This is a genomic window from Neisseria cinerea, from assembly GCF_900475315.1.
Classification (GTDB): Bacteria; Pseudomonadota; Gammaproteobacteria; order Burkholderiales; family Neisseriaceae; genus Neisseria; species Neisseria cinerea.
In genome coordinates this window covers 925,589-951,332 of sequence record NZ_LS483369.1, presented here as the reverse complement: position 1 = coordinate 951,332, position 25,744 = coordinate 925,589, and the positions used below count along the sequence as shown (strand labels likewise).

Sequence of the window (25,744 nt, the reverse complement as noted above, 5' to 3'; positions counted from 1 at the left end):
GTGAAGGATGTTTGTTATTTATAAATAAGATTTTGTTTTATATATATTTTGTTATAAATGAAAAAGTGGGTTGGGTGTAATGGCGTTGTCTGATAAGATGGTAGAATTTTTGAATGGAGATCAATCATGCCCTATGTCAATATTAAAGTAACCGGTGGTAAGGAAGCGCCGAGTACGGAGCAGAAGGAGGAGCTGATACAAGGTGTAACGGAATTGTTGGGTCGTGTATTGGGTAAAAATCCTGAGACGACAGTGGTCGTTATCGATGAAGTGGATACCGATAACTGGGGCATAGGCGGGAAAAGTGTCAGCGAACGGCGCAAAGAGGGTAGGTAAAAAGCCTGAAAATCTCGGTTTGATGCTTTAAATTCGAAGTTAAAAAGAGTACATTTCCATCCATCGCCAAAAATAACGGAACACATCATGGATAAATTTCCCAAGTCTGCAAAACTCGATCACGTTTGTTACGACATTCGTGGCCCCGTACATAAAAAAGCCCTTCAGCTTGAAGAGGAGGGCAATAAAATACTTAAGCTCAATATCGGCAATCCTGCGCCGTTCGGCTTCGAAGCGCCTGATGAAATCTTAGTCGATGTCATCCGCAACCTGCCGACTTCTCAAGGCTATTGCGATTCGAAGGGATTGTATTCCGCACGCAAAGCCATCGTTCACTACTATCAAACCAAAGGTTTGCGCGATATTACGGTTAATGATGTATATATCGGCAACGGCGTGTCCGAGCTGATTACTATGTCTATGCAGGCGCTGTTGAATGACGGCGACGAAATCCTGATTCCTGCGCCCGACTACCCCTTGTGGACGGCGGCGGCAACGCTTGCGGGCGGTACGGTACGCCATTATCTGTGCGACGAAGAAAACGGCTGGTTCCCCAACCTTGCCGATATGGAAGCCAAAATTACGCCCAAAACCAAAGCCATCGTCGTCATCAACCCCAATAACCCGACAGGAGCGGTGTACAGCAAGGAAATCCTGCTCGAAATCGCCGAACTGGCGCGCAAGCATGGTTTGATTATTTTCGCCGACGAGATTTACGACAAAATCCTTTATGACGGTGCGGTTCACCACCATATTGCCGCGCTTGCCCCCGACCTTTTGACGGTAACGTTCAACGGTTTGTCCAAAGCCTACCGCGTAGCCGGATTCCGCCAAGGCTGGATGGTGCTCAACGGGCCGAAACATCATGCAAAAGGTTACATCGAGGGTTTGGATATGCTCTCGTCCATGCGCTTGTGTGCGAATACGCCGATGCAGCATGCGATTCAGACGGCATTGGGCGGTTATCAGAGTATTAACGAATTCATTTTGCCCGGCGGACGGCTTTTGGAACAGCGTAACAGGGCGTGGGAATTGGTCAACCAGATACCCGGCGTGTCCTGCGTCAAACCGATGGGCGCGATGTATATGTTCCCAAAAATCGATACCGAAATGTACCGTATCCACGATGACATGAAATTCGTTTACGATTTGCTGGTGCGCGAAAAAGTCTTGCTGGTACAGGGAACGGGGTTTAATTGGATTAAACCCGACCATTTCCGCATTGTCACGCTGCCTTACGTCCATCAGATTGAAGAGGCGATGGGCAGGTTGGCAAGATTCCTGCAAACCTACCGCCAATAAGGGGGAACGGGCAGGTTGTCTGCCGGGGATATAAAATGCCGTCTGAAACAGGGATTCTGTTTCAGACGGCATTTTTATACGGTCAGACCTTTAGGCAAACACCAGTCTTTCTCCGTCGGCTTCCACCCTGATTTCGCTTTCGGGCGCATAGTTTCCGGCAAGCAGGGCTTTTGCCAGCGGGTTTTCGATTTCCGACTGGATGGCGCGTTTGAGCGGACGTGCGCCGTAAATCGGGTCGAAACCGGCTTTGGCGATGATGTCCAGTGCGGCATCGGAAACAGTCAGGCGCAGGTTTTGTTTTTCCAAACGTTTTTCCAAACCTTTAAGCTGAATTTTCGCAATGCTGCGGATATTGGCCTGATCCAAACCGTGGAACACGACGACTTCGTCAATACGGTTGATCATTTCAGGACGGAAATGTTCTTTCACATCCTCCATCACGACTTCTTTCACCGCTTCGTAGTCCTGCGTGCCCATTTGTTGGATGTGCTGGCTGCCGATATTGGAAGTCATGACGATGACGGTGTTTTTGAAGTCCACGGTGCGGCCTTGTCCGTCGGTCAAACGACCGTCATCCAATACTTGCAGCAGGATGTTGAACACGTCCGGATGGGCTTTTTCCACTTCATCCAAAAGAATCACGCTGTACGGTTTGCGGCGGACTTGTTCGGTCAGGTAGCCGCCTTCTTCGTAGCCGACATAGCCCGGAGGCGCGCCGATTAAGCGGGCAACAGCATGTTTTTCCATGTATTCGGACATATCGATACGAATCAGATGATCTTCGCTGTCAAACAGGAAACCTGCCAATGCCTTACACAATTCGGTCTTACCCACACCGGTCGGGCCTAAGAACAGGAAGCTGCCGTAAGGCTTGTTTGGATCGGCAAGGCCTGAGCGGCTGCGGCGGATGGCATCAGACACAGCACGCACGGCTTCGTCTTGACCAACCACGCGGCGGTGCAATACTTCTTCCATCTTCAGCAGCTTGTCGCGTTCACCTTCCATCATTTTTGACACAGGGATGCCGGTCATGCGCGATACGATTTCGGCCACTTCGTCCGCGCCGACTTCGGTACGGAAGAGTTTGTTTTGTTTTTTGCCGTCGGGGTTACTTTCCGCCGCCTGCAACTGCGCACCCAATTTCGGCAACTCGCCGTATTCGAGTTCGGACGCACGGGCGAAGTCGCCCTGGCGTTTGGCCTGCTCGATTTTGACTTTGATGTCGTCCATCTGTTTCTTGATGTCGGCAGTGCTGGATGATGCCGCTTTTTCGGCTTTCCAGATTTCATCCAAATCGGCGTATTCTTTTTGCAGTCCGTCGATTTCTTCGTCTATCAGTTCCAAACGTTTTTTGCTGGCATCATCGGTTTCTTTTGCAACGTGCATTTTTTCCATTTTGAGCTGAATGATGCGGCGGTCGAGTTTGTCCATCTGCTCGGGTTTGCTGTCCAGCTCCATTTTGATGCGGCTGGCTGCTTCGTCGATCAAATCAATCGCTTTATCGGGTAGGAAGCGGTCGGTGATGTAGCGGTCGCTCAATTCCGCGGCGGCAACGATGGCGGGGTCGGTGATGTCGATGCCGTGGTGGATTTCGTAACGTTCCTGCAAACCGCGCAGGATGGCGATGGTGTCTTCCACGCTGGGTTCGCCGACCAATACTTTTTGGAAGCGGCGTTCCAGTGCCGCGTCTTTTTCGATGTATTGGCGGTATTCGTCTAAGGTGGTCGCGCCGATGCAGTGCAGTTCACCGCGCGCTAAAGCCGGTTTCAACATATTGCCCGCGTCCATTGCGCCGTCGGTTTTGCCCGCACCGACCAAAGTATGGATTTCGTCAATGAAAATCAGGGTGTTGCCGTCGTCTTTCGCCAAATCGTTCAACACACCTTTCAAGCGTTCTTCAAATTCGCCGCGGTATTTCGCGCCGGCAATCAAAGCCGCCAAGTCCAGAACCAAAAGGCGTTTGTTACGCAGGGATTCAGGCACTTCGCCGTTGACGATGCGCTGTGCTAAGCCTTCGACGATAGCGGTTTTACCCACGCCCGGCTCACCAATCAGCACAGGGTTGTTTTTGGTGCGGCGTTGCAACACCTGAATGGCGCGGCGGATTTCGTCGTCGCGGCCGATAACGGGGTCGAGTTTGCCGTCGCGGGCGCGCTGGGTCAGGTCGAGCGTGTATTTTTTCAGAGCATCGCGTTGGTCTTCGGCATTGGCATCGTTCACGTTTTGTCCTCCTCGTACCGCGTCAATCGCGGCATTAATGTTTTGTTCGGTCGCGCCGGCTTCTTTCAGGATTTTGCCGGTCGCATCGTTCTGCTGCACCAAGGCAAGCAGGAAAAGTTCGCTGGCGATATAGGCATCGCCGCGTTTGGTTGCAGCTTTGTCCATTAGGTTCAACACCGCCTGCAATTCACGGCTGGGCATAATGTCGCCGCCCTGGCCGGACACTTTCGGCAGGCTGTTTAAATGCTGCTGCAAACGCTGCTTCACCTGCGGCACGTTCACGCCCGCATGAGCCAAGAGCGCGGCGGCTCCGCTGTTTTGGTCGTCAAGCAGGGCTTTCAGTACAAAGCCCGCTTCCAGATAGCTGCTGTCCGCAGCCAACGCCAAACTCTGAGCTTCTGCAAGGGCTTGTTGGAATTTGGCGGTTAATTTGTCGAATCGCATTTTCTTTTCCTTTTGGAAACGTCCATTGTTGAAACCTATATGTGCATGACTGTGGATAACTCAAGTGCTGTTTTCTGTTTTTCTATATTTAATTCGATATAGTACTGAATTTAAAGTATATAAAAATGTATAATAATGTGTATAACTATATCTTCTTAATATGGAAAAGTCTGTTGTCGGCTGGATGTATGTGGCAAATCAGGTATAATCGGCACATTCTTTTCCCTTTTAGACGGCATTGATGCCGTAAGGACATTTTATGAGCAAAAAAAGAGTTCTGACCGGCGTAACCACCACCGGCATCCCGCATTTGGGCAACTACGTCGGTGCTATCCGCCCCGCCGTCCGCGCGGCGCAAAACCCCGATACCGAATCCTTCCTCTTCCTCGCCGATTACCACGGTATCATCAAATGCCACGAACCGGAGATGATTCACCAATCCACCCAAGCCGTTGCCGCCACTTGGCTTGCCTGCGGACTCGACCCCGAGCGCACCACCTTTTACCGCCAAAGCGACATTCCCGAAGTGATGGAATTGAACTGGATTCTAACCTGCATTACCGCCAAAGGTTTGATGAACCGTGCCCATGCCTACAAAGCCGCTGTACAGGCAAATGTAGAAAACCATCAGGAAGATCCTGATTTCGGTGTGGAAATGGGTTTGTTCAGTTATCCGATTCTGATGACTGCCGACATCCTCATGTTCAACGCCAACGAAGTCCCCGTCGGACGCGACCAAATCCAACATGTCGAAATGGCGCGCGACATTGCCGGCCGCTTCAACCACCGTTTCCAAGAACTCTTCACCCTGCCAGAAGTGAAAATCGATGAAAACGTCGAACTCTTGGTCGGTTTGGACGGACGCAAAATGTCCAAATCCTACGGCAACACCATTCCGCTTTGGGAAAACGACAAGAAAACCCAAAAATCGGTCAACAAAATCATCACCAACATGAAAGAGCCCGGCGAGCCGAAACAGCCTGACGAAAGCCCTTTGTTTGAAATCTACAAGGCCTTCTCCATGCCGTCTGAAACAGCAGCGTTCACACAAATGCTGGCCGAAGGCCTGGCATGGGGTGAAGCCAAAAAACTCTTGGCTGCCAAAATCAACGCCGAGCTGGCAGAACCGCGCGAACGCTACAACGAGCTGACCGCCAATCCTTCGCAAATCGAAGACATCCTGCAGGCAGGCGCGGCCAAAGCGCGCAAAGAAGCGCGCGAACTTTTGAATAAGGTACGTGATGCGGTCGGTATCCGTCCTTTGAAATAAACCCATGCCGTCTGAACATCTATTGTCCGTGTTTCAGACGGAATTTTGAAACCATCAGGAGTGTGGAATGCTTAAAACATCTTTTGTCGTGTTAAGCGGCTGCCTGCTGCTTGCAGCCTGCGGTAAATCCGAAAATACGGCGGAACAGCCGCAAAATGCAGTGCAGGGTGCGCCGAAACCGGTTTTCAAAGTCAAATATATCGACAATACGGCGATTGCTGGCTTGGCTCTGGGCGGGGTGCAAGAAGGAAAAACGGCTGAAGGCAAAAAACAGCTGACTTATCCGATCGAGGGCTTGTCGGAACAGAATGTGTTGCAACTGATCGGCAAGCATCCCAACGACTTGGAAGTCATCAGCGGCAAATGCATGGAAACCGACGATAAGGGCGGTCCGGCAGGTTGGGCGGCAAACGGCGTGTGTCATACCTTGTTTGCCAAACTGGTGGACAATGTCGCGCAAGACGGCGGGAAGCTGACGGATTACCTGGTCTCGCATGCCGCATTGCAACCTTACCAGACGGGGAAAAGCGGATATGCCGCCGTGCAGAACGGACGCTATGTGCTGGAAATCGACAGCGAGGGGATGTTTTATTTCCGCCGCCGCCATTATTGAGGTATTCAAAAATCCCATAATGCATTTGAGTTTTCCTAGTCCTTTCAGGAAAGTGGCTGCAACAAGTTTTCTGTCCTGATGGAGACGGTCGGAGAATTGTTTGCAGAAATGGAAATTCGTCAGATAGGAAAAGTAAATATAAAAGTGGTTTTGTTCCAATAGGGGTAATAGCTACATAGAGGAGAGGACGGTAAGGAGCATTTCTGTCAGCTGGATAATCTATCCATCCGTGATGGCGATTTGGTCGAGATTACACTGACGGGAAACTCAAAATGAGGAGAATGTGTGTTACAATTTTCCCGCTGTTTTCATAAAATAGTTTTTTAACTGAAATTTAAATCAAAAATGTAAGAAGGATAGGATATGAAAAAATTACTGATTGCTGCAATGATGGCGGCTGCTCTGGCGGCATGCTCACAAGAGGCTAAAGAAGAGACTAAGGAAGCGGCTCAAGCCGTTCAGTCCGATGTTAAAGATACCGCGGCTTCTGTCGCTGAGTCTGCTGCTTCTGCTACTCAAGAAGCGAAAGATAAAATCAAAGATGCTGCAGCTGATGCAAAAGAAAGTGCCGATCAAGCTGTGACCGAAACCAAAGAAGCTGTAACTGAAGCAGCTAAAGATACTTTGAACAAAGCTGCTGATGCAACTCAAGAAGCAGCAGACAAAATGAAAGACGCTGCTAAATAATTTTTTGACTGTTTAAAAAAGCGGCAGCCATCCGGTTGCCGCTTTATCTATGTCCTGAGTCCGGCTCCGCCTTGACGGGATGGTCTGCACCATGTACGCGGGTTATGGAAAGACTTGCTTGTTCTTATCCGGGTTGGCTGAATTTGCCGCGCATATAAGCAGGTTTTTGCTTGGAGTTGCAAATCGACCCGTCTGCCGTCATAGATACAAGGCAGTCGGTTTTTTGGGTGTTGTGGATAGGGAAATGCCGTCTGAACATCATTCAGACGGCATTTGGTTTGTAAAGGTCAGACGGCTTCAACTTTAAACGGCATATTGACTTTTTGCCATTGGACGCTTTCATATTCCAATGCATCGGCAATCAGGGGGTGGCGTTCCAGCCATTCACTGTCAATACGCAGGATGAAGCCGTGGCTTTCCGTATCCGTGCGCAACTGCATGTTTTTCGGGAAAGACAGGTCTTGACGCGAACGGCAGAACAGGGCGGCAAGGCGCAGGGACAAAACGGCATACCACAACATTTCGTTGGTGCCGATAATGCCGCCCATTTTTTTCATATCGCCGCGATGACCGATGACCAGTTGGGCGAGTATGGTCTGTTCTTTACGTGAGAAACCCGGCATATCGGCGTTTTCCAGGATGTAGGCGGAATGTTTGTGATATCCCGTGTGGGCGATGTCCAAACCGATTTCGTGCAGGCGCGCGGCCCGTCCGAGATATTGTTTCCAAAGGGCAAGCTCTTGAACGGTAACGTTTTTGACGTGGCAGAGGCTGTCCATAAAGGTTTGTGCGGTATCGGCAACGCGTTTTGCCTGATTGAGGCTGACGTGATAGCGGTGTTGGAACTCCGAAACCGTCTGTTCGCGCATGTCTTCGTTCAGCGCACGGCCTATCAGGTCGTAGAACACACCGTCCCGCAGTGCGGCTTCGGTTACGGTCATTTTATCGAGTTCCAATTCTTCAAATGCCGCCATCATCACGGCAAGCCCGCCGGCAAAGACTTCGATGCGTTCCGGTTTCAGGTTTTCAAATTTGGCCTTTTTGACCGAGCCGGCTTCGACGATGCGTTCGGCAAGGGCGCACATGCCTTTATAGGTAATGTCTGCCTCTTGCGGCAATTCGGCTGAAAGGACGTCGCGGATGGATTTTGCTGAACCCGAAGTTCCGACGGCGAAATCCCAACCTTCGCGCTTCATGTTTTTGCTGATGCGTTGGATTTCGTTACGGGCGGCAGAAATGGCAGATTGGAAGTCTTTGGCGGTGATTTTGTTTTGGAAGAAGCGCAGGCTGTAGGTAACGCAGCCTAAAGGCAGGCTTTCGGTAATGTCGGGGCGCAGGGTTGAACCGATAATGAATTCTGTCGAGCCGCCGCCGATGTCGATAACCAGCATTTTGCCGCCTTCCGGGGGAAGGGTGTGGACGACGCCGGTATAAATCAGCCGGGCCTCTTCGCGCCCGGCGATGATTTCTATGGGGAAACCCAGTGCCGCTTCGGCCTTGGGAAGGAAATCTGCGATGTTTTTGGCAACGCGGAATGTATTGGTTGCTACGGCGCGTACCTGTTCAGGGCGGAAGCCGCGCAGTCGTTCGCCGAATTTTGCCAGGCAGTCTAAAGCCTGTTCCTGTGAGGATGCGCTGAGGTTTTTCTGTTCGTCCAGACCGGCGGCAAAACGGACCATCTGTTTGAAGGAATCAATGACTTTTAATTGTCCGTTGTTGTTTTCGCAAACCTGGAGGCGGAAACTGTTGGAACCCAAATCGACGGAGGCGAGGATGTTTGCGGGGGTGGTAGTCATGTGGTGGATACCGGTGGGGAAAATGCAATGTTACTCTGCCGGTATGGGCGTTGACAATAAATGATGAGGTTGTTTTTGATTACGCTCACAGATGTTTTACCCGGATTCTCCCGATGTAAGGTATTCAGCATGCTTGGACAAGCATTCTTCATGGCGGTAGAATCGGTGCTTTCCGCGAGGGATGGTTTCTTTGCGGACGAAACAGCGCATAGGGTTGCCTTATGTGCGTTTCGGATATGGAAACCTGAATATTGAATGCCGTCTGAAACATTCGGGCGCGTAGCCATCCAGATATTATGAACAAAACGACCGATAATTTATCCGTCAACACGTACCGACGCCGTCTGTTGTGTGCGGCCGGCGCGCTGTTGCTCAGCCCGCTGGCACAAGCCGGCGCGCAACGTGAAGAAACGCTTGCCGACGATGTGGCTTCCGTGATGAGGAGCTCTGTCGGCAGCATAAATCCGCCGAGGCTGGTGTTCGACAATCCGAAAGAGGGCGAACGTTGGTTGTCCGCGATGTCTGCGCGATTGGCAAGGTTTGTCCCCGACGAGGAGGAGCGGCGCAGGCTGCTGGTCAATATCCAGTATGAAAGCAGCCGGGCCGGTTTGGATACGCAGATTGTGTTGGGGCTGATTGAGGTGGAAAGCGCGTTCCGCCAGTATGCAATCAGCGGAGTCGGTGCGCGCGGCCTGATGCAGGTTATGCCGTTTTGGAAAAACTACATCGGCAAACCGGCGCACAACCTGTTCGACATCCGTACCAACCTACGTTACGGCTGCACGATTCTGCGCCATTACCAGAACCTTGAAAAAGGCAACATCGTCCGCGCACTTGCCCGTTTTAACGGCAGCCTCGGCAGCAATAAGTATCCGAATGCCGTTTTGGGTGCATGGCGCAACCGCTGGCAGTGGCACTGATTTTGAATCCGGGCTGCAACCGAAACGTAGCGAATCCTGTATAATCTGAAATCTGTTTATTGGAAATTCAGACGGCACAGCAGCAGCTGATGCCGTCTGAAAAAGTATTATGGCAAGAGATAACCGAATTCAAATGTTTCCGCACGAATGGCGCGCAAGCACTACGCTTTCCGGCGTGTACGCATTGCGTATGCTGGGTATGTTCCTTGTACTGCCTGTTTTGGCGATGTATGCCGCTTCGCTGCCCGGCGCGGAAGACAATAAAACGCTGGTCGGGCTGGCAATGGGTATTTACGGTCTGACGCAGGCGCTGTTGCAGCTGCCTTTGGGTATTGCTTCCGACAAATTCGGACGCAAGAAAACCATTTATGCAGGACTGGTCGTCTTTGCAGTGGGCAGCTTCCTTGCCGCCGCCGCTGATACATTGCCCTTATTGGTTGCCGCCCGTGCCATACAGGGTGCGGGAGCGGTCAGTGCGGCAGTTACCGCGCTGCTGGCGGATTTGACGCGCGACGGTGTACGTACCCGCGCGATGGCAATGATAGGTTTGAGTATCGGTTTGACTTTTTCGGTCAGCCTGGTGGTTGCCCCGATGATTGCCGATGTGGTCGGCGTACGCGGCTTGTTCTTGCTGACCGGTATTTTGACCGTTGCCAGTATCGGCGTGGTGGCGTTTATGACTCCCGACCCGGAGGTTTCCAAGCTGCACGAAGATACGCAGGCCCAGCCTGCACGTATAGGCGAAGTTTTGAAAAACCGCCAACTGCTTAACCTCGATTTCGGTATTTTTGCCCTGCATGCCGCGCAAATGGCATTGTTTACCGCCCTTCCTTTCGCCATGACGCAGCTTGGCTTGGAAAAAATACAGCATTGGAAAGTATATCTTCCTTCTACCGTTGCCGGTTTGGTGGTAATGGTTCCGCTGATTATCATCGGTGAAACACGCAACAGGCTCAAGCAGGTTTTTATCTTGGGTATCGTCTGTATTGCGGCGGCACAGATAGGTCTTTTGTCCGGCATGCATTCTGTTTGGCTGATTACTGTATATCTGATTGTTTATTTTATCGGTTTTAATGTGTTGGAGGCCAGTTTGCCGTCTATGGTTTCCAAAATTGCACCGTCCGATTTGAAAGGTACGGCGATGGGTGTGTACAACACGATGCAGTCGGTCGGACTGTTTGCCGGCGGTGCGGCAGGCGGATTGTTGTTCCAAAAATACGGCTTTGTCGGCGTGTTTGCCTTTTGCAGTACATTGATGCTGCTATGGCTGGTTCTTGCCGTTTTGTCTCCTGCCCCCAAACCTGTCAAAAACCTCAGCTATCCTGTCGGCAGCGTATGGCAGGGCAATCAGGAAGGGTTATACCGTGCCTTGTCGGAGCTTGAGGGCGTGGAAGACATCAGTTTCAGTTTCGACAGGCAAACTGTTTATATCAAAGTGTTGCAGAAGGGTTTCGATCAGGCTGCCGCTGAAGACATCATTATAGGAGTTTAAAATGTCATTAAATAAAGTTATCCTTATCGGCCGTCTCGGACGCGATCCCGAAGTGCGCTATATGCCCAACGGCGAAGCCGTCTGCAATTTTTCAGTTGCTACTAGTGAAACATGGAACGACCGCAACGGCCAACGTGTAGAGCGTACTGAGTGGCACAACATTACCATGTACCGCAAATTGGCCGAAATTGCCGGACAATACCTCAAAAAAGGCGGGCTGGTTTATTTGGAAGGGCGGATCCAAAGCCGGAAATATCAAGGTAAAGACGGTATCGAACGTACTGCCTACGATATTATTGCCAGTGAAATGAAGATGCTTGGCAGTCGAAATGAAAACAGCGGCGGTGTGCCTTATGACGAAGCTTACGGTCAGAATCAAGAGGGTTATCAACGTCCTGCACCGCAAAGGCAGCAAGCTTCTCCTGCTGCCCCGTCTTATCCCCAAGAAACACACGAAGAAACACCTGCCGCGCCGCGCCGCCAACCGGCTCCCGCAGCCCATGCTATACCGGTTGAGGATATTGACGACGATATCCCGTTCTGAATTCTATATACTTGAATTTTTTAAAAAATAAATCATTAAAACCCAGAGAAACCTTATATAGCAAGGTTTCTCTTTTTTTACACATATTTTGGCTTTTGTTATCTTCTTTGTTAGTATTTATATATATTAACTCTGTAAATTTAGTAGATATGTATAGACTAGAAACAATCCTGTTTTCAAATGGAGAACGCTTTTCCCTGTTAGTTAATGAGAAAACCGGTATATTGGCGGGAGTGATGTACAGTTTCTCGATATAGTCTTCCTCATCGGTACGGGTATGTTGTTTGTAACTGAGTTTGTAGAGGCCGTTTTTCTTTGTCCAGCGGGCATCGCTGTCTTTACTCGGTGTGGTTTGGGTTTGACCACTGACTTGTCCTTCTTCATCGACTTCTATGGCCTGACGCTGTTCGCTGTCGGCGGTCTGAATAATGGTGGCGTCAACGACGGCGGCGGATGCTTTCTCTACTTTTAGGTTTTTTTCGGTCAGTTGGCGGTTGATCAGTTCCAGCAGTTCGGACAGGGTGTCGTCTTGCGCCAGCCAGTTGCGGTAGCGGCATAAAGTGCTGTAATCGGGGATACTCAGTTCGTCAAAACGGCAAAACAGGTTGAAATCGATGCGGGTGATGAGGCTGTGTTCGAGTTCGGGATCGGAGAGGCTGTGCCATTGTCCGAGCAGGACGGCTTTGAACATGGACAACAGTGGATAGGCGGGACGGCCGCGGTGGTCTCTAAGGTAACGGGTTCTTTGACGGTTCAGGTATTGCTCGATCGGTTGCCAATCAATCACCTGGTCCAACTTCAATAGTGGGAAGCGGTCGATGTGTTTGGCGATCATGGCTTGTGCGGTTTGCCGGAAGAAGGTGCTCATGAGAAATCCCCTAAATGTCCGGGTGGTAATTTAGGGGATTTTGGGGGGATTTTGCAAAGGTCTCTACTTGTCAAGGCATTTCACAGTTCTTCAAAAATCTTTTGATAAACAAATCTATGAATACAGTCCTGTTTGCCATTGCCTTTGCTATCATGCCAACTTCAGCTTTGTAAGCCTAGCCAGTGCCGCCATCATGCTGTTTTTTTCGCAAGCACTATTTAAACCGAGACTTCCCGCTAAACCGTTTTCAAGCAGCCGATTGGCCGGCATGGCTGGCTTCTGCCCGCTGGCAGCCGATTGATGATATCGGCCATCGCGGCATGAGCATAACCATCCCGCAGGATAACGGCGAATTTGCGTTTGATATGCCTGCCGCCTTGGTGAAAAACAACACGCTGCCGCCGCTGTTGTTGGATATCCTCACGCAGCTAAACGATATCGACAACATCATGCAGCAATCCTGCCGCCGCCTCGCCGAGCGGCATAAACGGCACAGCCGGGAATACGAGCTCTATCTTTTCGACCCGCCGGATGCGCTGTACGTTACCCAAGGCGGTGTACCGTATTTGGATTACACCGCCACACGGGTAAACAAAAGTTTTCGCGCATATCTGAAGCAAAGCGGCGGCAAGTGGCTGCCGTATTACGACGAGGCCTATACCAAACCGTTAGCGGCCGACTAAGGCTACCTGAAACTTTTCAGGTAGCCTGTTTCTATTCTGCCCAAGCCGCCTAACGCTCCTCCAGCCCGGCCAAAATCGCACAATCCGGGCAGTCGTCTCCCGCGCAGGCATCGTGCCAACGTTGCAGCTCGGCCACCATGCTCTGTAAGCGTTCGATTTTGGCTTCCAGCTCGGCGATGTGCCGCGCGGTGAGCGTTTTCACTTCGCAGCTGGTGCGCTGCGGGTTGTGTTGCAGGCTCAAAAGCTGCCCGATCTGCGGCAGCGAAAAGCCCACTTCCCGCGCATGGCGGATAAAGCGCAGCCGGACAAGGTCGGCCTGTCCGTAGCGGCGGTAGCCCGCTTCGCTGCGCGCGGCTGGGGCGATTAGGCCGTGCTTTTCGTAGTCGCGGATTTGTTTGGCGGAAAGGCCGCTCTCGGCCGCGGCCTGGCTGATGTTCATCATGATGCTTGACCTTTACTTCGGGTAAAGCTTTATAGTGGCGGCACTTAGCGGAAAAGCAAGAGCAGACCCATCATTTCAGGCTACCTGAAAGCTTTGGCTGCAACGGGCTTTAAAACCTCAGCCTCATTCCAACAGAAAGGAAATCCTATGCAAACCATCACATTAAACATCGAAGGCATGACCTGCGGCGGCTGCGTGAAAAGCGTTACCAGCATCCTCGAAGGTGTAAACGGCGTGGACAAGGCCGAAGTAAGCCTGGAAAACAAGAACGCCGTCGTGGAATTCGACCCCGCCCAAACCAACCCCGCCGCGCTGATAGAAGCGGTGGAAGACGGCGGCTTTGATGCGGCTTTGTAAATCGAATCGCAACAAATCGACTGCAACACCCCAAAGGCTACCTGAAAACCCCGCTCCGCTTTTTCAGGTAGCCCAACCACATTCAGGAGGATGAAACCATGCAACAAAAAGTCCGTTTCCAAATCGAAGGCATGACCTGTCAGGCCTGCGCTTCGCGTATTGAAAAAGTGTTGAACAAAAAAGATTTTGTCGAATCGGCGGGGGTGAACTTCGCCAGCGAGGAGGCGCAGGTTACGTTTGACGACAGCCAAATCTCCGCCAGCGACATCGCCAAAATCATTGAGAAAACTGGTTACGGCGCGAAGGAAAAAATGGAAGATACATTGCCGCAACCCGAAGCAGAACACCATATCGGCTGGCGGTTGTGGCTGCTGTTCGCCATAAACATCCCGTTCCTTATCGGCATGGCAGGCATGATGATCGGGCGGCACGATTGGATGATTCCGCCTGTATGGCAATTTGTACTGGCAAGCATAGTGCAACTTTGGCTGGCCATCCCGTTTTACAAAAGCGCGTGGGCAAGCATCAAGGGCGGACTGGCGAATATGGACGTGCTCGTTACCATCGGCACGGTGTCGATTTATCTGTATTCCGTTTATATGCTGTTTTTCAGCCCGCACGCGGCTCACGGCATGGCGCATGTGTATTTTGAAGCAGGCGTGATGGTGATTGGTTTTGTGTCGCTGGGTAAATTTTTGGAACACCGCACCAAAAAATCCAGCCTGAACAGCTTGGGCTTGCTGCTCAAACTCACGCCGACCCAAGTCAACGTGCAACGCAACGGCGAATGGAAACAGCTTCCCATCGACCAAGTACAAATCGGCGACCTTATCCGCGCCAATCACGGCGAACGCATTGCCGCCGACGGCATTATTGAAAGCGGCAGCGGTTGGGCAGACGAGAGCCATCTCACCGGCGAATCCAATCCTGAAGAGAAAAAGGCGGGCGGCAAAGTGTTGGCCGGTGCGCTGATGACCGAAGGCAGCGTGGTGTACCGCGCTACGCAGCTCGGCAGCCAAACCCTACTCGGCGACATGATGAATGCGCTCTCTGAAGCACAAGGTAGTAAAGCACCGATTGCGCGCGTAGCCGATAAAGCGGCGGCGGTATTCGTGCCAACTGTTGTGGGCATCGCGCTTTTGACTTTTATTGTTACTTGGCTGATTAAAGGCGATTGGACGGTTGCGCTGATGCACGCCGTTGCCGTTTTGGTGATTGCCTGCCCGTGTGCGCTCGGCCTGGCGACGCCCGCCGCGATTATGGTCGGCATGGGTAAAGCGGTGAAACACGGCATTTGGTTTAAAGACGCGGCGGCGATGGAAGAAGCCGCCCATGTCGATGCCGTCGTGTTGGACAAAACTGGCACGCTGACCGAAGGCAGGCCGCAGGTTGCTGCCGTTTATTGCGTTCCCGACAGCGGCTTTGACGAAGACGATTTGTACCTCATTGCCGCCGCCGTCGAACAAAACGCCGCCCATCCGCTTGCCCGCGCCATCGTCTCCGCCGCCCAAGCGCGCGGCTTGGACATCCCCGCCGCACAAAACGCACAAACCGTTGTCGGCGCAGGCATTACCGCCGAAGTCGAAGGCGTTGGCTTAGTGAAAGCGGGCAAACTTGATTTTGCCGAACTGACCTTGCCGAAGTTTTCAGACGGCGTTTGGGATATTGCAAGCATTGTTGCAGTCTCAGTCGATAACAAACCAATTGGCGCATTTGCACTTGCCGACGCGTTGAAAGCCGATACCGCCGAAGCCATAGGCCGTCTGAAAAAACACGGCATCGACGTTTACATCATGAGCGGAGACAACCAAGGCACGGTCGAATACGTCGCCAAACAACTGGGCATCGCACACGCCTTCGGCAACATGAGTCCGCGTGACAAAGCCGCCGAAGTGCAGAAACTCAAAGCTGCCGGTAAAACCGTTGCAATGGTCGGCGATGGCATCAACGACGCGCCCGCACTAGCCGCCGCCAACGTTAGCTTCGCCATGAAAGGCGGCGCAGACGTTGCCGAACACACCGCATCCGCCACGCTGATGCAGCATTCGGTCAACCAACTAGCCGATGCCCTGTTGGTATCGCAGGTGACTTTGAAAAACATCAAGCAAAACCTGTTTTTCGCCTTCTTCTACAATATCTTGGGCATTCCGCTCGCTGCACTTGGCTTTTTAAACCCCGTCATCGCAGGCGCGGCAATGGCGGCAAGCTCGGTTTCGGTGTTGAGCAATGCGTTGAGGTTGAAGCGGGTGAAGATTGAGTGAGACGTGGCAAAGACCGCCCGAACTTCGCCAGCCCCGGCTGGGAGCAGCGTCAAGAATTCCCCGATTGCTGGGCATGACTCGCCCAAGCGGTAAACGACATGATTGAATACAATCGGGAAGGCGGTATCCTGTAAACATCAGGTATGTTGGTTTTAGCCAAGGAAATGCAACGTTGAACTTGAGAAGTGGAGGCCGTCTGAAAGCAGGTTTTCAGGCGGTATTCTATTTAAGATTGCTATTGGATAACGGTTAGGATATAGTGGCGCTTCGATCAATATGAAATTAAGGAAAAAGGTCATGAGTGGAAAATTAGACCAAATCAGCGGTAAAGTGAAAGAAACTGCGGGAGAATTATTAAACGATTCCAAACTTCAAGCAGAAGGCGTTGTTCAGCAAGGAATCGGCAAGGTGAAAGAAGTTGCTGCCGACATTGAGGAAAAAGCCGGCGATGTACTGAAAAAAGGTAAAGAAGAAGCCGAGCATTTGATTGACGATGCGAAAGAAAAAGCTGAAAACCTGATTAACGATATCAAAAGCAAATTCTGATTCATCTTTGCTTGAAACGATATAAAAAAGCCGTCTGAAACATGATTTCAGACGGCCTTTCTCGAGGTTTGGCCGGTATCGCGGTCAGTTGCCGATAAGCCGGTTGTTGCGGTAAACCTGTCGGCGTATCGGATTGCCGTTGCGGTCGTAAACCGTGTATGCGCTGTCTGTGGGGTGCGCATCGGCGGAGAACAGGGCTTTTTTGGGCAGTATCATCGGATCTGTACGTTTTTGCCCGTCGCCGTAAAAATCTTGTACCAAATAATTGCCGCCGCCGAGTACGTTGAGCAGCCTATGGTAGCTGCTGCCTTTGACGGCTTGTTCGGAAGCGGTGCCGTCTGCGGCAAAATGGGTGATGATTTGTTCTCCGGTAACGTTGATGCCGCCTGTGTCTGCGGCAGGTGTGCGGCTGCCTATCGGAATATTGACGGAGGTTCCCAAGCCGATATGGCTGCCGAAACCGCCGATGCCGAGGCTGATCGAGCTTCCGCCCGGGCCGCCGGCGCAGGCGGTGAGGAGGAGCAGGGCGGTTACGAGGGCGGATTTTTGCACGGTTGTTTTCATGATGGTGCTCCCTGTTTGGCAAATATATGGAGACCTTTGCAAAATACCTCTCTTCACCTTTTCGCTGACAGCCAGAACCCAAACACAGGTTTTCGGCTATTTTCCTCCCCCAATACCTCCTAATTCTACCCAAATACCCCCTCAATCCTCCTCGGATACCTGATAATAAGGGATCCGGGCCGCCTTTTAGGCGGCAACAGGCACACTTAGCCTGTTAGCCTCTTTCAACAGATTCAAACACATCGCCTTCAGATGGCTTTGCGCACTCACTTTGAGCAGACCAAAATAGGCTGCCTGGGCATAGCGGAATTTACGGTGCAGCGTCCCGAAGCTCTGTTCGACCACATAACGGGTCTTCGACAAATATCGGTTGCGTTTGGTTTGCGCTTCCGTCAGCGGACGGTTGCGGTGGGCTTTGCGCATCATGCCGTCTAACAACCGATGCTCTTCCAGATGTTGCCGGTTTTCCTTGCTGTCATAGCCTTTGTCGGCATAGACGGTCGTGCCTTTGGGCAGTCCTTCCAGCAAAGGAGACAGGTGTTTGCACTCATGGGCATTGGCGGGGGTGATGTGCAGTTTCCCGATATAGCCTTCCTCATCGGTACGGGTATGTTGTTTGTAACCGAGTCTGTAGAGGCCGTTTTTCTTTGTCCAACGGGCATCTTTATCTTTACTCGGTGTGGTTTGGCCGCTGACTTGTCCTTCTTCATCGACTTCTATGGCCTGACGCTGTTTGCTGCCGGCGGTCTGAATAATGGTGGCATCAATGACGGCGGCGGATGCTTTCTCTACTTTTAGGTTTTTTTCGGTCAGTTGGCGGTTGATCAGTTCCAGCAGTTCGGACAGGGTGTCGTCTTGCGCCAGCCAGTTGCGGTAGCGGCATAAAGTGCTGTAATCGGGGATACTCAGTTCGTCAAAACGGCAAAACAGGTTGAAATCGATGCGGGTGATGAGGCTGTGTTCGAGTTCGGGATCGGAGAGGCTGTGCCATTGTCCGAGCAGGACGGCTTTGAACATGGACAACAGTGGATAGGCGGGACGGCCGCGGTGGTCTCTAAGGTAACGGGTTCTTTGACGATTCAGGTACTGTTCGATCGGCTGCCAATCAATCACCTGATCCAATTTCCACGTTGGCAATTCTGCTACATCAAAACGACTGGCGTGTTGCGGATAGGTGTGTAAAACACGAATTGCATCTTTTGTGCCTACGTCCACAATTGGAATTTGCAACTCATTGCACAACATTTTAATCGCGTTCATCACTTGGCGTTGTAAACGCGGTGTTCCTACAAGCAACGAATGAAACTCATCAATAATCAGCATTTCTACTTTGTATTCATGGAATAAATGAATCGTTTGATAACGTAATTTAGCGATACTATCCGTTGCCCGATAAGGAATATAAAAACGTTCCAGTAACGAGATATAAAGCTCTTATTTGTAACTTTGACAGTAAGGTGGCGGCACCGGTTGGCAAACCGTGCTGAAAAATCCCGAAAAAGTGAAAGCCGTGATTTACTACGAACCCGGCACCGAGTTTGTTTTTCCTGAAGACGACTTGCCGAGCGTCGCCACTTCCGCTAACGACGCTGCCAACATTTCACTCTCGCAGTCTATCAGTGCCGAACGCTTCGCCCTGCTGACCAAAATGCCCATCGTCATCTACTTACGGCGACTACATTTCGGCAGACAACCCACATTGGGCATCACAGCGTCGGATTAAGCGCATCCATATGGCGCAACTCTTCACCGACTGTGTCAACCGCCACGGTGGCGAAGCCAGCGTTGTGTGCTTGTCTGAAATCGGCATACGCAGCAACAGCCATTTCGCCTTTGCCGAAGCAAATAACGTGGAAATCGCTGATGTGTTGGAAAACTGGTTGGCAGAAAAAAGATTGAAATAAGAGTAAATAAAGGGCTGGCTCTTGAAAGTAATTCATACAAATCCTGCACTAATTATGTAAAATATAGGGCTATTATTATTCAATTACAGGTACTATTTTTACGTATTTCAAATAATTATGTTGCTTTTAATTTATAATACATTGAAACTATTTTAATTTTATTTTTACAGTTTCTATTATATAGAAACAACCGTTCTGACGGGGAATGGCATATTGAATTTCAGACTCTGCCGGTAACGGCAGGGTCTGATTTTTTTGATAAGCAATCTGCTATAATGACGCATTTCCGCATGTATAAAGCGGTAAATCGGACGGCGTAGTTTCTACGCCTTTTGTATGTATTTTTTTCGGTATCCTGCATTATTGCTGTTTGATACCGTCTGAAAACGGTTGCCCGAGGGGACGCTGCCTTCCGGGTCAGAGTGTTTATGTTGAAAAAATGGTTGAATAAAATACTTCCTTCCAGGCGCGGTGGCAAAAGAGCGGAAGGTAAAACGGTCATACCTTTGGAAAGGCACAATATCCGTGCCGAAATGTTGAGTTTTGCCGCTGAGAAAGTCATATGCCGTCTGAAGGAGGCAGGCTTCCAGGCTTATGTTGTCGGGGGGGCGGTCAGGGATTTGCTGCTCGGTATTGAGCCTAAAGATTTTGATGTGGCGACCGATGCCACTCCGGAACAGGTGCACAAACTTTTCCGCCGCAGCCGCATCATCGGCAGGCGTTTCCAAATCGTTCATGTGATGAACGGTGCGGAAGTGATTGAGGTAACGACTTTTCGGGGCGGTGCGAAAGTACATCAGAATGCACGCGGTAGGATTATGAAAGACAATACCTACGGCAGTATCGAAGAAGATGCCATGAGGCGCGACTTTACCTGCAACGCGTTGTATTACGATCCGGAAAAAGAAGAAATTTTGGATTTCCACAACGGCATGGACGATATTGCCGAACGGAAACTGGTGATGATCGGTAATGCCGCCGAACGGTATCAGGAAGACCCTGTCAGGATTTTAAGGGCAATCCGCCTGTCGGGGAAATTGGGATTCGAATTGTCGCAAGCGACCGTCGGGCCTATTGCCGAATCAATAGGCCGTCTGAAACACGAGCCGGTGGCAAGGCTGTTTGATGAGATTATGAAGTTGTTGTTTTCAGGACACGCGCGCGAATGCTTGAAGCGTTTGAAAGAATTTGATGTTCCTGATGATATCCATCCCCTGTTTAATGCGCTGAATATTTCAGACGGCATGGATGGGAAAATGATAGGTCTTGCCCTTAAAAATACCGATGAACGCTTGCGCGCCGACAAATCGGTTTCGGTTGGCTTCGTGTTGGCGGCGTTAATGTGGCCGGAATTAAACCGCCATTGGAAAGTAAACCTGCAACAGGGTTTGAAACCTTCACACGCCTTGTCGGAGGCGATGAATACCTTGCGCGATACGGTTGAACGTGGTTGGGGCGTTCCCCAGCGTTTTTCTGCCACTATGCGTGAGATTTGGTTATTTCAGCCGCAGTTTGAAAACAGGAGGGGGACAAGGCCGCATAAACTGTTTGCACAAGCGCGTTTCCGTGCCGCTTATGATTTTCTGATACTGCGTGCGGCAGTCGGCGATGCGGACCGTACGCTTGTCGATTGGTGGACGGCGTTTCAGACGGCATCACCTGAGCAGCGGGCCGATATGACCAAAAATCAGCCGTCCGTCCGATACGGCAAGAATGAAGGGCAGGCTAAAAAACGCCGCCGCAGAAGGCGTAAACCTGATCAGGGTTCTGTAGGTGCGAATCAACAATAATGGTTAACGGACGGGGAGTAATACTGGAAAGGTTTCCGACTGCATATGCCCCTATCTTGGAAACGGTATAAATTCTTTAGAATCAGGCTGTTTAATAAATTTTGCCCTTTGTACAGCGTTGTTTTGTTTTGGTAGGCGTTTGAGCAGCCGATTAGAATTGTATGATTGATTGGTTTTTAATCTCTTGAGCCAATAAAACGGATGCCGTCTGATTTTTTCAGACGGCATTTTCTATTTTTTCGTTGCGGGCGCATTGGATTTGCCGTCCAGCGGTTTGGGTCGTACAGGTTTAATAGCCGATGCCGCCTTTAAATATGATGGCGCACAAGGCGAGCGCGTCGTCTATGGGGAAGGTGAGGTTGCTGCGCAATTGTGAAATTTCGGCGGTATTTTGTATGGACAGAGCAATCAGGTGCAGGAAGGATGATCGGGCATATGAGGGCAGTCAGATAAAACGGATACGGAATCCTGCTTCCGTATCCGGTTTTGTTTGTGCGGTTGATTGTGCATCAAGGTTCAGACGGCATCCGTATCAGCAGTGTTCTGCCGATTCGTAGGCTTCGACGATTTTTTGCACTAAAGGATGCCGGACGACGTCTTCACTGGTAAAGGTGTGGAAATACAGGCCTTCTACATCGTGCAGTTTCTCACGTGCGTCTTTCAATCCTGATTTGATGTTTTTGGGCAGGTCAATCTGGCTGATGTCGCCGGTAATGACGGCTTTCGCACCAAATCCAATGCGGGTCAGGAACATTTTCATTTGTTCGGGCGTGGTATTTTGTGCCTCGTCGAGGATGATGTATGCGCCGTTGAGCGTCCTGCCGCGCATATAGGCGAGCGGGGCAATCTCAATCAGACCTTTTTCAATCAGCTTGGTCACACGGTCGAAGCCCATCAGGTCATAGAGGGCATCATAAAGCGGACGCAGGTAGGGATCAACTTTCTGGGTCAGGTCACCGGGCAGAAAACCCAGTTTCTCACCGGCTTCGACGGCAGGCCGGACTAAAACGATGCGTTCGATTTGGTGTTTTTCCATTGCGTCAACGGCGGCGGCGACGGCAAGATAGGTTTTGCCCGTGCCTGCGGGCCCCAGCCCGAATACGATATCGTGGTTGAGCAGGGCGCGGATATAGCCGTTTTGTCTGGGTGTTCTGCCGCCGATGCTGCCGCGCTTCGTACGGAAATAATAGGCGTAGTCATGGTTTTTTTCTTGATGTCCGGCATCTTCGGTCTGAGCTTCGACGGCGGCAAGCCTGATGTCACCGTCGTTTAGGTCGCGCGTCTGCGCCGTTTCCAAGAGTTTGAGCAGTGCGCGTTTGCCGGCGTGTGCAAATGCGCCGTTGAAAGTGAAATGTTCAAAACGGCGGCTGATGTGGATATCGAGTGCTTTGGCAAGTAAATCAAGGTTGTTGTCAAAAGAACCGCACAGACGCTGCAACGCCAAGTTGTCGGTTTCTTCTAAATGCAGGTGGACGGTATGTGTCATATGAAGGTCCGAATAGTTGAATATTGTGTGATTTTAATCTATTTCACCGGTATTTTCTTACCGTATTCTGCGATTGCCTGTCGGAAAATGCCGATCAACCTGCCTATAACGGCATTTTCGCCAAATTCGTTCAGACAGTTTTCCCTAAGTCGGGCAGGTTCAAAATCAGAGTGGTGTTCATACATTTTGATGAGTGCGTCGGCAAGGGCATCGTTGTCGTCAACAGGAACCAAATATCCGTTGCCGTCTGAAACAATAGATTCCGCACCGCCGCAGCGTGTTGCAATGACGGGCAATCCTTGGGACAGTGCTTCGATATAGACCACGCCGAAGGTTTCTGTGCGGCTGGCAAGGACGAATGCGTCGCTGTTCCTCATCAAATCCAATACTGCTTCGGGCTGTAATGCGCCTAAAAATGTAACGGCATGGGCAATTCCCAACTGACGTGCCTGCCGTTTCAGGTTTGTTTCTTCTTGTCCGCTGCCGCCGATATTCAAACGGAGGTTGGGGTGTTTTGCCAAAGCACGGGCAAAGGCGGGCAGGAGGATATCATGTCCTTTTAGCCGGCGCAGATGGGAGACAGTGCAGAAGGTAAAACATTTGTCCGGACGGCTGATTTGCGGGGGATTGAAGGCTCGGGTAAAGATGTTACCTAGAATGTTAGGCAGATATTGCCATGTAGTGCCGTATTTATGCTGCAGGACTTGGGCGAAACGGCGGCTGACAGCGAGCAGTGCGGAGGCGTGTGCCGCCGCATTTTTCATAGGCTGCCATTGGTGCGGGCGCACCAAACCGCGCGTAATGGTGCTGCTGTGTTCCGTGACGACATAGGGGATGCCGTATTTTTGGGAAATCTTGAAGGCAAGTATGCCGGCATAGTTCATACAGTGGGCATGGATGATGTCGGGAATGCCGTTTTTCCCGATATAGCGCTCAAAGGCCTTTAATCCTGCCCGCACCCAGCGGATGCGGTCGATGTCGATTAGCGGAAAACGGGGGAAGAAATACATGCTGCGCCATGCATAGATGTCCAAACCTTTTTGCCGGTATTGGGCAAAACCGTAAGGGCCGGTCAGGATGCTTGCTGTTTCTTTCCGCAGATAACGGAACATGGGGGCGAGGATGGCGGTTTTGATACCTTTGCGTTGGAGGGCCTGTGCTTGATTTTGGAAAAATATTCCGTCCACATCCTGTTCGGATTGCGGATACCATGAGGGGATGACGAGGACGTGCAACGGTTCGGACATAATATGATTCTGTATCGGAAAGACGGTTATTATAAGGCAGGCCGATCGAATATTTAAATTGTTGTCTTACGCTAACGCAATTTAGCATACCGATATGCTAGATTGGCGGTTTTATAAGTAAGGATACGGATATGTTGCGTTCTATTTTGGCGGCTTCCCTATTGGCGGTATCTTTTCCGGCAGCGGCTGAAGCATTAAATTACAATATTGTCGAATTTTCTGAATCGGCCGGTGTGGAGGTGGCTCAGGATACAATGTCCGCACGTTTCCAAGTGACGGCGGAAGGACGGGACAAAAATGCCGTCAATGCTGAGTTTGTTAAAAAATTCAACAATTTCACCAGAAAATCAAAAAATGGTAGCTTTAAAACCGAATTGGTATCGCGCAGTGCGATGCCGCGCTATCAATATACCAACGGCAGACGCATTCAAACAGGCTGGGAGGAGCGTGCGGAATTTAAGGTCGAAGGTAGGGATTTTGATGAGTTAAACCGTTTTATTGCCGATGTTCAAGCAGATGCCGCATTGGAATACACGGATTTCCATGTGTCGCGCGAACGCCGAAACGAAATTGTCGATCAGGTCAGTAAAGATGCTATTTTGCGTTTCAAGGCGCGTGCCGACAAGTTGTCGGGCATATTGGGTACGTCCGGTTATAAAATCGTCAAATTAAATTTGGGACACATCGGCAGCCATATTGCGGGTGGGGGAGCTGCTCAGGCAAAAATGCTCCGTGCCATGCCGATGGCGGCAAGCTACGGCGTGGAGGGTACGGATTCCGTTGCTCCTGGTGTGGAGGAAATCAGCATCAGTGTCAATGGAACGGTTCAGTTCTAACCACGGATAAACAGGTAGATGCCGTCTGAAACCGGATGATACGGTTCAGACGGCATTTATATTTTAGGCTTTAGGCAGGGTAACGCCGGTTTGCCCCATATATTTGCCGTTGCGGTCTTTGTATGAGGTTTCGCAGATTTCGTCGCTCTCGAAGAATAGGACTTGCGCCACGCCTTCGCCGGCGTAGATTTTGGCGGGCAGGGGGGTGGTGTTGGAAAATTCGAGGGTAACGTAGCCTTCCCATTCCGGTTCGAACGGGGTAACGTTGACGATGATGCCGCAGCGGGCGTAGGTGGATTTGCCCAAGCAGACGGTCAGGACGTTGCGCGGGATGCGGAAATATTCGACCGTGCGCGCCAGTGCGAAGGAATTGGGCGGGATGATGCAGCAGTCGTCTTCGACGGTAACGAAGTTTTTGGGATCGAAGTTTTTGGGATCGACGATGGTGCTGTTGATGTTGGTAAAAATTTTAAATTCATTGGCGCAGCGGATATCGTAGCCGTAGCTGGACGTACCGTAGGAGATAATGCGCTGTCCGTTGGCTTCTTTGATTTGATTCGGCTCGAAGGGATCGATCATGCCGAATTCTTCACTCATGCGGCGTATCCATTTGTCGGACTTGATGCTCATAATGTTTTCCTTGTTTCTTTCGATGTTCGGACAAAGCATTCGGGGATGCCGTCTGAAAACAGGGCTTATTTGTTTTTGGGCAGTTTCACTTCTTTAATCATGCCGTTTTCGCATTTCATAATGAAGAGGGTTTCGCCGTTTTGCGAGACGGTAAATCTGCCGTGTGCCAAGCCTTTTTTGAATGTGCCCGAGAGTACCATGTTGCGGAATTTGGTACTGTCGGAATTGAACGGTTCGATAAATATTTCGCGGTTGGCGGCAACGGTATAAATGCCTTGTCCGTCGAATTTGCCGTTTTTAAATGAACCGGTATAGTTGCGCCCGTCTTGGCAGCGCCATGTGCCTTTGCCGGCGGGTTTACCGTCTTTGCCGACATTGCCGTCGTAGGTGCAGCCGGGTTCTTGATAGGAAGTCAGAACGGCGGACGCGGCGGGGAGGGCGAACATAATGGTGGGCAGTAGGAATGCGAGATGTTTAAGCATAAGGGTTATTCCATTGGATTTTGG

Annotated in this window: 25 protein-coding genes and 1 pseudogene; 16 read left to right on the top strand and 10 right to left on the bottom strand. The window is 50.9% G+C overall.

Annotated features, from left to right (window positions below):
• The first annotated feature begins 126 nt into the window (after positions 1-126).
• A complete protein-coding gene (locus DQM57_RS05030; protein WP_111727173.1) occupies positions 127-336 on the top strand; it encodes a tautomerase family protein in 210 nt (69 codons plus the stop codon).
• Between the two features lie 87 nt (positions 337-423).
• Entirely contained in the window at positions 424-1,638 is a 1,215-nt protein-coding gene (locus DQM57_RS05025) for a pyridoxal phosphate-dependent aminotransferase (RefSeq protein WP_111727172.1), read from the top strand.
• Positions 1,639-1,728: 90 nt separating this feature from the next.
• Here DQM57_RS05025 and clpB read toward each other — a convergent pair whose 3' ends face one another.
• Complete coding sequence (clpB, locus tag DQM57_RS05020; protein WP_111727171.1) at positions 1,729-4,302, bottom strand: ATP-dependent chaperone ClpB; 2,574 nt, start codon at positions 4,300-4,302, stop codon at positions 1,729-1,731.
• 259 nt (positions 4,303-4,561) lie between these two features.
• Between clpB and trpS the strand changes: the two genes are divergently transcribed.
• From trpS to DQM57_RS05005, 3 genes are all read left to right on the top strand, one after another.
• Entirely contained in the window at positions 4,562-5,572 is a 1,011-nt protein-coding gene (trpS, locus tag DQM57_RS05015; RefSeq protein WP_111727170.1) for a tryptophan--tRNA ligase, read from the top strand.
• Between the two features lie 67 nt (positions 5,573-5,639).
• Entirely contained in the window at positions 5,640-6,185 is a 546-nt protein-coding gene (locus tag DQM57_RS05010) for a hypothetical protein (protein ID WP_107859781.1), read from the top strand.
• A gap of 363 nt (positions 6,186-6,548) precedes the next feature.
• Entirely contained in the window at positions 6,549-6,872 is a 324-nt protein-coding gene (locus DQM57_RS05005) for an Ag473 family lipoprotein (RefSeq protein ID WP_003674689.1), read from the top strand.
• Between the two features lie 287 nt (positions 6,873-7,159).
• Here DQM57_RS05005 and DQM57_RS04995 read toward each other — a convergent pair whose 3' ends face one another.
• Positions 7,160-8,668 (bottom strand): Ppx/GppA phosphatase family protein, encoded by a 1,509-nt coding sequence (locus DQM57_RS04995; protein WP_111727169.1) that lies wholly within the window; start codon positions 8,666-8,668, stop codon positions 7,160-7,162.
• 296 nt (positions 8,669-8,964) lie between these two features.
• Between DQM57_RS04995 and DQM57_RS04990 the strand changes: the two genes are divergently transcribed.
• The 3 genes from DQM57_RS04990 to DQM57_RS04980 all read left to right on the top strand — a co-directional run bounded on the left by DQM57_RS04990 (position 8,965) and on the right by DQM57_RS04980 (position 11,624).
• Positions 8,965-9,588 (top strand): lytic transglycosylase domain-containing protein, encoded by a 624-nt coding sequence (locus DQM57_RS04990; protein WP_003674685.1) that lies wholly within the window; start codon positions 8,965-8,967, stop codon positions 9,586-9,588.
• A 109-nt stretch (positions 9,589-9,697) separates the two neighbouring features.
• Positions 9,698-11,080, top strand: a complete 1,383-nt coding sequence (locus DQM57_RS04985) for an MFS transporter (protein WP_108043853.1) — start codon at positions 9,698-9,700, stop codon at positions 11,078-11,080.
• Between the two features lies 1 nt (position 11,081).
• The gene (locus DQM57_RS04980; RefSeq protein ID WP_108043854.1) at positions 11,082-11,624 is read left to right on the top strand and encodes a single-stranded DNA-binding protein; all 543 of its coding nucleotides are present in this window, start codon (positions 11,082-11,084) and stop codon (positions 11,622-11,624) included.
• Positions 11,625-11,847: 223 nt separating this feature from the next.
• Here the strand turns inward: DQM57_RS04980 and DQM57_RS04975 are convergent.
• Positions 11,848-12,492: pseudogene (locus DQM57_RS04975) on the bottom strand (transposase); the annotation flags it as partial.
• 320 nt (positions 12,493-12,812) lie between these two features.
• Here DQM57_RS04975 and DQM57_RS04965 point away from each other — a divergent pair.
• Positions 12,813-13,175: a hypothetical protein gene (locus tag DQM57_RS04965; RefSeq protein ID WP_111727168.1), complete on the top strand. Its 363-nt coding sequence runs from the start codon at positions 12,813-12,815 to the stop codon at positions 13,173-13,175.
• A gap of 49 nt (positions 13,176-13,224) precedes the next feature.
• Here DQM57_RS04965 and cueR read toward each other — a convergent pair whose 3' ends face one another.
• Entirely contained in the window at positions 13,225-13,617 is a 393-nt protein-coding gene (gene cueR, locus DQM57_RS04960) for a Cu(I)-responsive transcriptional regulator (RefSeq protein ID WP_111727167.1), read from the bottom strand.
• Positions 13,618-13,764: 147 nt separating this feature from the next.
• Here cueR and DQM57_RS04955 point away from each other — a divergent pair, with 147 nt between their 5' ends.
• The 3 genes from DQM57_RS04955 to DQM57_RS04945 all read left to right on the top strand — a co-directional run bounded on the left by DQM57_RS04955 (position 13,765) and on the right by DQM57_RS04945 (position 16,781).
• On the top strand, positions 13,765-13,974 hold the full coding sequence (locus tag DQM57_RS04955) for a heavy-metal-associated domain-containing protein (protein WP_003674677.1): 210 nt from the start codon (positions 13,765-13,767) through the stop codon (positions 13,972-13,974).
• Between the two features lie 98 nt (positions 13,975-14,072).
• Positions 14,073-16,235 (top strand): heavy metal translocating P-type ATPase, encoded by a 2,163-nt coding sequence (locus tag DQM57_RS04950; RefSeq protein ID WP_111727166.1) that lies wholly within the window; start codon positions 14,073-14,075, stop codon positions 16,233-16,235.
• A gap of 297 nt (positions 16,236-16,532) precedes the next feature.
• Positions 16,533-16,781 carry a CsbD family protein gene (locus tag DQM57_RS04945; protein WP_108043553.1) on the top strand — a complete coding sequence of 83 codons (249 nt, stop codon included), beginning with the start codon at positions 16,533-16,535 and terminating at the stop codon, positions 16,779-16,781.
• 84 nt (positions 16,782-16,865) lie between these two features.
• Here DQM57_RS04945 and DQM57_RS04940 read toward each other — a convergent pair whose 3' ends face one another.
• Complete coding sequence (locus DQM57_RS04940; protein WP_111727165.1) at positions 16,866-17,345, bottom strand: NemA protein; 480 nt, start codon at positions 17,343-17,345, stop codon at positions 16,866-16,868.
• A 186-nt stretch (positions 17,346-17,531) separates the two neighbouring features.
• Positions 17,532-18,770: an IS5 family transposase gene (locus DQM57_RS04930; RefSeq protein ID WP_111727164.1), complete on the bottom strand. Its 1,239-nt coding sequence runs from the start codon at positions 18,768-18,770 to the stop codon at positions 17,532-17,534.
• 55 nt (positions 18,771-18,825) lie between these two features.
• Between DQM57_RS04930 and DQM57_RS04925 the strand changes: the two genes are divergently transcribed.
• The 3 genes from DQM57_RS04925 to DQM57_RS04920 all read left to right on the top strand — a co-directional run bounded on the left by DQM57_RS04925 (position 18,826) and on the right by DQM57_RS04920 (position 21,039).
• Complete coding sequence (locus tag DQM57_RS04925; RefSeq protein WP_108043557.1) at positions 18,826-19,068, top strand: hypothetical protein; 243 nt, start codon at positions 18,826-18,828, stop codon at positions 19,066-19,068.
• 10 nt (positions 19,069-19,078) lie between these two features.
• Entirely contained in the window at positions 19,079-19,249 is a 171-nt protein-coding gene (locus DQM57_RS09645; RefSeq protein ID WP_167395539.1) for a hypothetical protein, read from the top strand.
• Between the two features lie 428 nt (positions 19,250-19,677).
• Positions 19,678-21,039, top strand: coding sequence for a polynucleotide adenylyltransferase PcnB (locus tag DQM57_RS04920; RefSeq protein WP_111727163.1), 1,362 nt, complete (start codon positions 19,678-19,680; stop codon positions 21,037-21,039).
• Positions 21,040-21,571: 532 nt separating this feature from the next.
• On the opposite strand, the gene DQM57_RS04915 is transcribed toward DQM57_RS04920, so the two are convergent.
• Both DQM57_RS04915 and DQM57_RS04910 read right to left on the bottom strand, forming a co-directional pair.
• Positions 21,572-22,525 (bottom strand): PhoH family protein, encoded by a 954-nt coding sequence (locus DQM57_RS04915; protein WP_111727162.1) that lies wholly within the window; start codon positions 22,523-22,525, stop codon positions 21,572-21,574.
• Positions 22,526-22,563: 38 nt separating this feature from the next.
• The gene (locus tag DQM57_RS04910) at positions 22,564-23,760 is read right to left on the bottom strand and encodes a glycosyltransferase (RefSeq protein WP_111727653.1); all 1,197 of its coding nucleotides are present in this window, start codon (positions 23,758-23,760) and stop codon (positions 22,564-22,566) included.
• Between the two features lie 143 nt (positions 23,761-23,903).
• On the opposite strand from DQM57_RS04910, the gene DQM57_RS04905 reads away from it, so the two are divergent.
• The gene (locus tag DQM57_RS04905) at positions 23,904-24,608 is read left to right on the top strand and encodes an SIMPL domain-containing protein (RefSeq protein WP_107862477.1); all 705 of its coding nucleotides are present in this window, start codon (positions 23,904-23,906) and stop codon (positions 24,606-24,608) included.
• A 63-nt stretch (positions 24,609-24,671) separates the two neighbouring features.
• Here DQM57_RS04905 and dcd read toward each other — a convergent pair whose 3' ends face one another.
• Positions 24,672-25,238 (bottom strand): dCTP deaminase, encoded by a 567-nt coding sequence (gene dcd / locus DQM57_RS04900; RefSeq protein WP_039854796.1) that lies wholly within the window; start codon positions 25,236-25,238, stop codon positions 24,672-24,674.
• Between the two features lie 65 nt (positions 25,239-25,303).
• The gene (locus DQM57_RS04895; RefSeq protein WP_111727161.1) at positions 25,304-25,720 is read right to left on the bottom strand and encodes an MORN repeat-containing protein; all 417 of its coding nucleotides are present in this window, start codon (positions 25,718-25,720) and stop codon (positions 25,304-25,306) included.
• Positions 25,721-25,744 lie beyond the last annotated feature (24 nt).

Excerpts from the sequence above, each read along its gene's own strand:
- DQM57_RS05010 (WP_107859781.1), top strand. The coding sequence starts at position 5,640 with ATGCTTAAAACATCTTTTGTCGTGTTAAGCGGCTGCCTGCTGCTTGCA.
- DQM57_RS05030 (WP_111727173.1), top strand. The coding sequence starts at position 127 with ATGCCCTATGTCAATATTAAAGTAACCGGTGGTAAGGAAGCGCCGAGT.
- DQM57_RS04905 (WP_107862477.1), top strand. The coding sequence starts at position 23,904 with ATGTTGCGTTCTATTTTGGCGGCTTCCCTATTGGCGGTATCTTTTCCG.
- DQM57_RS04995 (WP_111727169.1), bottom strand. The coding sequence starts at position 8,668 with ATGACTACCACCCCCGCAAACATCCTCGCCTCCGTCGATTTGGGTTCC.
- DQM57_RS04980 (WP_108043854.1), top strand. The coding sequence starts at position 11,082 with ATGTCATTAAATAAAGTTATCCTTATCGGCCGTCTCGGACGCGATCCC.
- DQM57_RS04920 (WP_111727163.1), top strand. The coding sequence starts at position 19,678 with ATGTTGAAAAAATGGTTGAATAAAATACTTCCTTCCAGGCGCGGTGGC.
- cueR (WP_111727167.1), bottom strand. The coding sequence starts at position 13,617 with ATGATGAACATCAGCCAGGCCGCGGCCGAGAGCGGCCTTTCCGCCAAA.
- DQM57_RS04895 (WP_111727161.1), bottom strand. The coding sequence starts at position 25,720 with ATGCTTAAACATCTCGCATTCCTACTGCCCACCATTATGTTCGCCCTC.
- DQM57_RS04915 (WP_111727162.1), bottom strand. The coding sequence starts at position 22,525 with ATGACACATACCGTCCACCTGCATTTAGAAGAAACCGACAACTTGGCG.
- DQM57_RS04965 (WP_111727168.1), top strand. The coding sequence starts at position 12,813 with ATGAGCATAACCATCCCGCAGGATAACGGCGAATTTGCGTTTGATATG.
- DQM57_RS09645 (WP_167395539.1), top strand. The coding sequence starts at position 19,079 with ATGGCGCAACTCTTCACCGACTGTGTCAACCGCCACGGTGGCGAAGCC.
- clpB (WP_111727171.1), bottom strand. The coding sequence starts at position 4,302 with ATGCGATTCGACAAATTAACCGCCAAATTCCAACAAGCCCTTGCAGAA.
- DQM57_RS04940 (WP_111727165.1), bottom strand. The coding sequence starts at position 17,345 with ATGAAAACAACCGTGCAAAAATCCGCCCTCGTAACCGCCCTGCTCCTC.
- DQM57_RS04950 (WP_111727166.1), top strand. The coding sequence starts at position 14,073 with ATGCAACAAAAAGTCCGTTTCCAAATCGAAGGCATGACCTGTCAGGCC.
- DQM57_RS05025 (WP_111727172.1), top strand. The coding sequence starts at position 424 with ATGGATAAATTTCCCAAGTCTGCAAAACTCGATCACGTTTGTTACGAC.
- trpS (WP_111727170.1), top strand. The coding sequence starts at position 4,562 with ATGAGCAAAAAAAGAGTTCTGACCGGCGTAACCACCACCGGCATCCCG.
- DQM57_RS05005 (WP_003674689.1), top strand. The coding sequence starts at position 6,549 with ATGAAAAAATTACTGATTGCTGCAATGATGGCGGCTGCTCTGGCGGCA.
- DQM57_RS04990 (WP_003674685.1), top strand. The coding sequence starts at position 8,965 with ATGAACAAAACGACCGATAATTTATCCGTCAACACGTACCGACGCCGT.
- dcd (WP_039854796.1), bottom strand. The coding sequence starts at position 25,238 with ATGAGCATCAAGTCCGACAAATGGATACGCCGCATGAGTGAAGAATTC.
- DQM57_RS04945 (WP_108043553.1), top strand. The coding sequence starts at position 16,533 with ATGAGTGGAAAATTAGACCAAATCAGCGGTAAAGTGAAAGAAACTGCG.
- DQM57_RS04985 (WP_108043853.1), top strand. The coding sequence starts at position 9,698 with ATGGCAAGAGATAACCGAATTCAAATGTTTCCGCACGAATGGCGCGCA.
- DQM57_RS04955 (WP_003674677.1), top strand. The coding sequence starts at position 13,765 with ATGCAAACCATCACATTAAACATCGAAGGCATGACCTGCGGCGGCTGC.